The organism is Paraburkholderia sp. J63, from assembly GCF_905220245.1.
In the GTDB taxonomy this organism is placed as follows: Bacteria; Pseudomonadota; Gammaproteobacteria; order Burkholderiales; family Burkholderiaceae; genus Paraburkholderia.
Map to the genome: position 1 here is coordinate 191,921 of NZ_CAJMZF010000013.1, position 8,065 is coordinate 199,985.

Here is an 8,065-nt window from a genome sequence, read left to right on the forward strand (position 1 = left end):
GATTAACGGTCGTGCGCGGGGTTGTGCGCGAGGGTGCGCACCGCCTTTTCGCAATTCGCGCGGGACACGGTGCGATGCAGCTTCGCGGCCGGGTTCCCGGTTGGATCGGCGCGCTTTCGCTGGCGGCATTGCTCGCAGCGTGCGGCGGCCCGAGCTACGTGCGCACCACCGCGCCCAAGGGCACGCCCACGCTGCCGGGGCAGATCGCCGCCGCGCGCCTCACGCCCGTTGCGTGGCAGCAGGTGCCGGGCTGGCAGGACGATTCGCTGATCGGTGCCACGGCGGCGCTGCGCGAGAACTGCACGCGGCTCGCGCGCGAGCCGCGCTGGCAGCGCGCGTGCGCGGCGGCCTCGCAACTCGACGATCTCGACGCTTCCGGCACCCGGACCTTTTTCGAGACCTACTTCACGCCCTATCAATTCGCCAACAATGACGGCACGCTGGATGGTCTCGTGACCGGCTACTACGAGCCGCTGTTGCACGGCTCGCGCACGCGTCACGGCGTCTATCAGACGGCGCTGTATCGCTGGCCTTCGGGCTATCGCGCGGGCGCCGCGCTGCCGCCGCGCGCGCAGCTCGAGCGCTCGGGTCTGCTGAACGGCAACGAACTCGTATGGGTCGACGATCCGATCGAGGCGTTCTTCCTGCAAGTGCAAGGGTCGGGCCGCGTCGTCATGGAAGATGGCAGCGTGATGCGCGTGGGCTTCGGCGGCACCAACAATCAGCCGTACAAATCGATCGGCCGCTGGCTGCTCGATCGCGGCGAGCTCACGCCCGCCCAGGCCACCATGCAGGGCATCAAGGCATGGGCGCGCGCGAATCCGACACGCGTCGATGCGCTGCTCGACACCAATCCGCGCTTCGTGTTCTTCCGCGAGATGCCGTCCGGCGAAAGCGCACCGCAAGGCGGCGCCGATGGCCCGATCGGCGCGCTGGGCGTGCCGCTCACGCCGGAGCGCTCGATCGCGGTCGACCCGTCGTCGATTCCGCTCGGCACGCCGGTCTTTCTTCAGACCACGCGCCCGCTCACGAACACGCCGCTCAACCGGCTCGTGTTCGCGCAGGACACGGGCACGGCGATCAAGGGCGGTGTGCGCGCCGACTATTTCTGGGGACTCGGCGACGACGCCGGCGATCTGGCCGGCAAGATGAAGCAGGGCGGCCGCATGTGGCTGCTGTTCCCGAACTCGTAAGCGTTGCGCCGAGGTGAGGACGTGAAAAAGCCGGCGATCTGAACAGACGCCGGCTTTTTCATTTTCGCGCGCCGATTGCGGGTTTTCAGCGCAATCCGTGCAATTGGTCGATCGACGCGCGACCTCCTGCACGGAGCGCGCACACAGGCGACGTACTTCGAGGCGACTTACTTCGGCCGCTTGTCGATCACGCGCCTCGCCTTGCCCACCGAGCGCTCGATGCCGTTCACATCGAGCACCTGGATCTTCGCGGTCACGCCGATCAGCGCCTTGATGTCATAGGCAAGCGCCTTGCTGGCTGCGTCGAGCGCGCCATAGTCGGGCGCGGTTTCGGGACACGGCTCGACGTTGAGCGTCATGACGTCCATCGGACCTTCCTTGGTCAGGACGATCTGATAGTGCGGCGCGAGCGCGGACTGCTTGAGCAGCAGCTCCTCGATCTGCGTGGGGAACACGTTCACGCCGCGGATGATGAGCATGTCGTCCGAGCGGCCCGTGATCTTTTCCATGCGGCGCATGGTGCGCGCCGTGCCGGGCAGCAGACGCGTGAGGTCGCGCGTGCGATAGCGGACGATGGGCAGCGCTTCTTTCGTGAGCGAGGTGAAGACCAGTTCGCCGAACTCGCCGTCGGGCAGCACTTCGCCCGTCTCCGGATTGATGATCTCGGGATAGAAGTGGTCTTCCCAGATCGTCGGACCGTCCTTGGTTTCCGCGCACTCGGAGGCCACGCCAGGACCCATCACTTCGGAGAGACCGTAGATGTCGACTGCCGTGATGCCCATGCGCTGCTCGATGGCCGTGCGCATGTCGTTGGTCCACGGCTCCGCGCCGAAAATGCCGATGCGCAACGAGCACGTGGCCGGATCGATGCCCTGGCGCTCCATTTCGTCGGCGATGGCGAGCATGTAGCTCGGCGTGACCATGATGATGTCGGGGCGGAAGTCCTGGATCAGCTGGACCTGCTTTTCGGTCTGGCCGCCGCCGAACGGGATCACCGTGAGGCCCGCGCGCTCCGCGCCGTAGTGCGCGCCGAGACCGCCCGTAAAGAGACCGTAGCCGTAGCTGATGTGCACCTTGTCGCCGCGACGCGCCCCCGCCGCGCGCACCGAACGCGCGACGAGATTCGCCCAGGTGTCGATGTCGCGCGCCGTGTAGGCGACGACGGTCGGCTTGCCGGTCGTGCCCGACGACGCGTGAATGCGCGAGATCTGGTCCTGTGGCACCGCGAACATCCCGAACGGATAGCTGTCGCGCAAATCCTTCTTGGTCGTGAACGGGAAGCGCGCGAGGTCGGCGAGCGACTTCAGTTCGGATGGATGCACGCCGGCTTCGTCGAACTTGCGGCGATAGACGGGCGAATTCTCGTACGCGTGATTGATCGACCATTTCAGCCGTTCGAGCTGAAGCGCCGCGAGTTCGTCGCGGCTGGCCGTTTCGATGGGCTCGAGCGGCAGCGTGGTAGTCATCGATGTCTCCTGAAACTTCACTGATTTCACTGATGGAATGCGGGTCATGCGGATCGCGGTGCGCCGCGTTACTCCGCAACGGGAATCACGTTGCCGCGAATCTGCGCGGACTTGCCTCTGAACATGGCGACGGCTTCGCCTGCGCGGTTCGTTACGCGGATGTCGTAGATGCCGTTGCGTCCCGAAAGCACCTGCTCGACGGCTTCGGCGGTGAGCACGTCGTCGGGCTGAACCGGCCGCAGGAATTCGATCGAGCAACCCGCGGCGACGGTGTTCACGTTGTACGAGTTACAGGCGAATGCGAAGGTCGAGTCGGCGAGCGTGAAGATCAGGCCGCCGTGGCAGATCTGATGACCATTGAGGAACTCGGGGCGCACGGCCATGGAGAGGCGCGCGTAGCCCGCGCGCACTTCGAGCAGTTCCATGCCGAGCGCGCGGCTGCAGCCGTCCGCTTCGTACATGGCTTGCGCCGTGGCGCGGGCGAGTTCGTCGGGCGTCATGCTGGCGAGCGCCGTGGCGGGCGTTGACATCGATGCGTTCATATCAACGGCCCTCGAAGCGCGGCGCGCGCTTTTCGATGAAGGCCTGCACGCCTTCTGCGTAGTCATGCGAGGCGCCCAGCTCGCGCTGCAGGTCGCGCTCGAGATCGAGTTGCGCATCGAGCGTATTCGTGGCCGAGGCGCGCAACGCTTCGCGCGTGGCGACGATGGCGCGTGTGGGCTGCTTCGCGAGTTGCGCGGCGAGCGCCGTGGCCGTCGTGGCGAGCTCGGCGTCGTCCGTCACCTGCCAGACGAGGCCCCAGCTTTCGGCTTTTTCGGCGCCGAGCTTCTCGCCCGTCATGGCGAGGCCGAGCGCGCGCGCCATGCCCACGCGCTTCGGCAGGAACCACGTGCCGCCCGAGTCGGGCACGAGGCCGATCTTCACGAACGCCTGAATGAAGCTGGCGGAACGCGCGGCGAGCACCAGGTCGCAGGCGAACGCGAGATTCGCGCCCGCGCCCGCCGCCGTGCCGTTGACGGCGGCGATGATGGGCATCGGCAGCGCTTGCAGGCGCTTGATCAGCGGGTTGAAATGCTCGTCGATCAGCGCGCCCAGGTCGGTCATTGCGCCGGGCGTGAAATCGAGGTCGGCGAGATCCTGGCCGGCACAGAAGCTGCGGCCCGCGCCGGTCAGCACCAGCGCGCGCGCGCCGGCTGCGGCCACTTCGTCGAGCGCCGCGGCGAGTTCGCGGTGCATGGCGCGCGTGAAGCTGTTGAGCTTGTCCGGGCGGTTCAGCGTGATCGTGGCCACGCGCGTGGGTGCGTCGATTTCGACGCGGATCGCATCGTAGGGCATCGTTGTCTCCTTGTTGGCCATGCCAGGCGCTGTATTGCCTGGCGTGGCCCCATGCAAAGCTGTCGGCCGCACCTGGCGCGGCGGGTCATTGCGCCGTTCCCCGGCGCGCTGCTCAGACGCGCTCGATCGCCAGCGCAATGCCCTGGCCGACACCGATGCACATCGTGCAAAGCGCGTAGCGCCCCTGGGTGCGTTCGAGCTGATGCAGCGCCGTCGTGACGAGCCGCGCGCCCGATGCGCCGAGCGGATGGCCCAGCGCAATGGCGCCGCCGTTCGGGTTCACGCGCGGATCGTCGTCGGCGATACCGAGTGCGCGCAGGACCGCGAGGCCTTGCGACGCAAATGCTTCGTTGAGCTCGATCACGTCGAACTGGTCGAGCGTCATGCCCAGCTGCTTGAGCAGCTTTTGCACGGCGGGCGCGGGACCGAAGCCCATGATGCGCGGCGCGACGCCGGCCGTCGTCATGCCGAGCACGCGTGCGCGGCGGCGCAGGCCGTACTGGGTCGCGGCTTCTTCGTTCGCGAGCAGCAGCGCGCAGGCGCCGTCGTTGACGCCCGAAGCATTGCCGGCCGTGACCGTGCCGTCGGGCTTCACTACGCCTTTGAGCTTGCCGAGCGCTTCGAGCGACGTTTCGCGCGGATGCTCGTCGAGCGTCACGCGCACAGGATCGCCTTTCTTTTGCGCGATCTCGACCGCGACGATTTCCTGGGCGAGCGTGCCGTCTTTCTGCGCCCGGGCGGCCTTCTGCTGGCTGCGCAGCGCAAACGCATCCTGATCGGCGCGGCTGATGTCGAACTCGACCGCGACGTTTTCCGCAGTTTCGGGCATCGAATCGATGCCGTATTGCTGCTTCATCAGCTTGTTCACGAAACGCCAGCCGATCGTGGTGTCGTAGACGGCGGCGTCGCGCGAGAACGCCGATGCGGCCTTGCCCATCACGAACGGCGCGCGCGTCATGCTTTCCACGCCGCCCGCGATCATCAGGCGCGCTTCGCCGGCCTTGATGGCGCGCGCGGCGCTGCCGATGGCGTCGAGGCCCGAGCCGCACAGGCGGTTGAGCGTGCCGCCGGGCGCCTCAGTGGGCAGGCCCGCGAGCAGTGCGGCCATGCGCGCGACGTTGCGATTGTCTTCGCCGGCCTGGTTGGCGCAGCCATAGAGCACGTCGTCGAGCGCGCTCCAGTCCACGTCGGGATTGCGCTCGACGAGCGCGCGAATGGGCACGGCGGCGAGGTCGTCGGCGCGCACGTCTTTCAGGGCGCCGCCGTAGCGGCCAAACGGAGTGCGAACCGCGTCGCAGATATAGGCTTCGGTCATCTCGGATTCCTGCTGCACGAGCGCGGAATTGCGCTCGTGCCGAACATGCTAGAGGGACGGGGAGTGGGGCGCCATTCGGCCAAACGGCATAGACCGTTTAGCCGACTGCAACCGGAGCCGCTTTCGGTTCAACATGAACGCGGCTCTGAACGACGCGGAAGCGGTTCGCCACGAATGCGGCGTCGGCCAGCGCGGCGTTTGCGGCCGGGTTCGCGCCGGTGCCGTGGAAATCCGAGAAAGCGGCGGACTGGTTCACGAACACGCCGCCCGTGAGGTTGATCGAGAGCGCCACGCCGCCGGTGATCGCGGCTTCGTGGGCGGCTTCGATCACGGCGTCGTCGGTGCTGTAGACCGAGAGCGTGAGCGCGCCGTGGTCGCGTGCGGTCACGCCGGCCAGATCGAGCGACTGCGCCGTCGAGTCGGTGGCGATCACGAACGAGATCGGGCCGAACCATTCGCGCGTGAACGAGACGGCGTCGCGCGCGGCATCGAGCGAGAGCACGAGCGGCGTGCGCACGCGTGCACCGGCGAATTGCGGATGTTCGAGCGACTGGCTGTCGGCCAGCACGGTGCCCAGCTTGCGCGCTTCGGCGATACGCGCCGTGACGCCGTCGTTCTGGATCGCGCCGAGCACTTCCACGGCGCGGGCGGGATCGGCCACGAACTTCTGCACGGCGCCGGCGATCATCTGCGCGACGGCCTCGAAGCTCACGTGACCTTCGGCGGTCTGAATACCGTCGCGCGGCACATAGATGTTCTGCGGCGCCGTACACATCTGGCCCGAATAGAGCGAGAGCGAGAACGCGATGTTGCGCGCGGCGGCCTTCAGGTCGGCCACGGAATCGATCACGATCTGGTTCACGCCGGCCTTTTCGGTGTAGACCTGCGCCTGGTGCGCGTGCTGTTCGAGCCAGTCGCCGTTCTGCGTGCTGCCGGTGAAGTCGATCAGCTTGATCTCGGGGCGCAGCGCGAGCTGCTGAACGAGCGCGCCGTCGTTGGGATCGGTGGCGAGCAGCGTGACCACGTTCGGATCGAAACCGGCTTCGCGCAGCACCTCGCGCGCGATGCGCACGGTGACGGCGAGCGGCAGGATCGCGCCCGGGTGCGGCTTGACGATGACCGTGTTGCCCGTCGCCAGATCGGCGAACAGGCCGGGGTAGCCGTTCCAGGTCGGGAATGTGCAGCAGCCGAGCACGAGACCGGTGCCGCGCGGCACGACGGTGAAGCGCTTTTGCATCGCGAGCGGCGGATTCTTGCCTTGCGGTTTTTCCCAGTGCGCGTCGGCGGGAATGCGGCGCAGCTGGTCCCACGCGTAGGTCACGGCCTCGAGCGCGCGGTCCTGGGCGTGCGGGCCGCCTGCCTGGAAGGCCATCATGAACGCCTGGCCCGTCGTGTGCATCACGCTGAAGGCAATTTCGAAGCTCGCGCGGTTCAGGCGTTCGAGGATTTCGAGGCTCACGCCCACCCACGCCTGCGGGCCAGCGGCGCGCCAGTCGCGCTGCGCCTTTTGGGCGGCTTCGATGAGTTGATCGGGCGTCGACTTCGGATAGCGGGCACCGAGCGCGAAGCCGAACGGCGAGCTCTCGCTGCCTACGGTTTCGCCGGTGCCCGGCTGGTCGAGTTCGAAGGTGCGATTCAGGTGTGCCTTGAACGCGGCTTCACCATCTGCGCTCGCAGATTCACCGTACACTTTGGGGCTCGGCATTTCGGCGAACGGGCTCCAGTAGCCACGCGTCTCGATAGCGGCAAGCGCTTTTTGCAGCACGGCTTCGTGCTTGGCGAACAACGGATGTGTCATGGCGCAACGTTGATTGAGAGGTTTGGAGGAGGCCCGTGTCAATTAATTGACCGACCGGTTGGTTGGTGAATGTTAGCATTAGTCAAACTTCGGCGTAAAAAATTTTTTTAGGGACTTTTCTTTGATGGAAGGAGGACGTATGGGGTACGAAAACATCCTGGTCGAGACGCGCGGCAAAGTCGGCCTGATCACGTTGAACCGCCCGAAGGCGCTCAACGCGCTGAACGATGCGTTGATCGACGAAGTGGGCGCGGCGCTGAAGGCGTTCGATGCGGACGAGGGCATCGGTGCGATCGTCATTACTGGCAGCGAGAAAGCGTTCGCGGCGGGCGCCGACATCGGCATGATGGCGAGCTACAGCTTCATGGATGTCTACAAGGGCGACTACATCACGCGTAACTGGGAGACGATCCGCACGATCCGCAAGCCGATCATTGCCGCCGTCGCGGGCTTTGCGCTGGGTGGCGGCTGCGAGCTGGCGATGATGTGCGACATCATCCTTGCCGCGGACACCGCGAAGTTTGGGCAGCCTGAAATCAAGCTGGGCGTGATTCCGGGCGCGGGCGGCACGCAGCGCCTGCCGCGCGCGGTATCGAAGGCCAAGGCGATGGATCTGTGTCTGACCGCGCGCATGATGGATGCGGCGGAGGCGGAGCGTGCGGGGTTGGTGTCGCGCGTGATTCCTGCGGCGGATCTCCTGAACGAAGCGCTTGCCGCGGCCACGACGATCAGCGAGTACTCGCTGCCCGCTGTCATGATGGCCAAGGAGGCGGTGAATCGTGCGTACGAAACGACGCTCGCCGAAGGGGTGCACTTCGAGCGCCGTATGTTCCACTCGCTCTTTGCGACCGAGGATCAGAAGGAGGGGATGGCGGCCTTCGTGGAGAAGCGCAAGCCTGTATTCAAGAACAAGTAAGTAGCGATAGCGTGGGCGCCGCCGGCGTGAGCGGGCGGCAAT

At 66.5% G+C, this 8,065-nt stretch carries 7 protein-coding genes; 2 read left to right on the top strand and 5 right to left on the bottom strand.

Going from position 1 to position 8,065, the window contains the following annotated elements; translation table 11 throughout:
• Positions 1-74 precede the first annotated feature (74 nt).
• Positions 75-1,193, top strand: coding sequence for a murein transglycosylase A (locus U5775_RS16925; RefSeq protein WP_322059229.1), 1,119 nt, complete (start codon positions 75-77; stop codon positions 1,191-1,193).
• Between the two features lie 167 nt (positions 1,194-1,360).
• On the opposite strand, the gene paaK is transcribed toward U5775_RS16925, so the two are convergent.
• From paaK to paaN, 5 genes are all read right to left on the bottom strand, one after another.
• Complete coding sequence (gene paaK, locus U5775_RS16930) at positions 1,361-2,659, bottom strand: phenylacetate--CoA ligase PaaK (protein ID WP_322059230.1); 1,299 nt, start codon at positions 2,657-2,659, stop codon at positions 1,361-1,363.
• 68 nt (positions 2,660-2,727) lie between these two features.
• On the bottom strand, positions 2,728-3,189 hold the full coding sequence (paaI, locus tag U5775_RS16935) for a hydroxyphenylacetyl-CoA thioesterase PaaI (protein ID WP_322059231.1): 462 nt from the start codon (positions 3,187-3,189) through the stop codon (positions 2,728-2,730).
• 13 nt (positions 3,190-3,202) lie between these two features.
• Positions 3,203-3,994 (bottom strand): 2-(1,2-epoxy-1,2-dihydrophenyl)acetyl-CoA isomerase PaaG, encoded by a 792-nt coding sequence (gene paaG, locus U5775_RS16940; protein ID WP_322059232.1) that lies wholly within the window; start codon positions 3,992-3,994, stop codon positions 3,203-3,205.
• Between the two features lie 112 nt (positions 3,995-4,106).
• Entirely contained in the window at positions 4,107-5,309 is a 1,203-nt protein-coding gene (gene pcaF, locus U5775_RS16945) for a 3-oxoadipyl-CoA thiolase (protein ID WP_322059233.1), read from the bottom strand.
• Positions 5,310-5,406: 97 nt separating this feature from the next.
• Positions 5,407-7,107, bottom strand: a complete 1,701-nt coding sequence (gene paaN, locus U5775_RS16950; protein ID WP_322059234.1) for a phenylacetic acid degradation protein PaaN — start codon at positions 7,105-7,107, stop codon at positions 5,407-5,409.
• Between the two features lie 139 nt (positions 7,108-7,246).
• Here paaN and U5775_RS16955 point away from each other — a divergent pair, with 139 nt between their 5' ends.
• Positions 7,247-8,023 carry an enoyl-CoA hydratase gene (locus U5775_RS16955; RefSeq protein WP_322059235.1) on the top strand — a complete coding sequence of 259 codons (777 nt, stop codon included), beginning with the start codon at positions 7,247-7,249 and terminating at the stop codon, positions 8,021-8,023.
• Positions 8,024-8,065 lie beyond the last annotated feature (42 nt).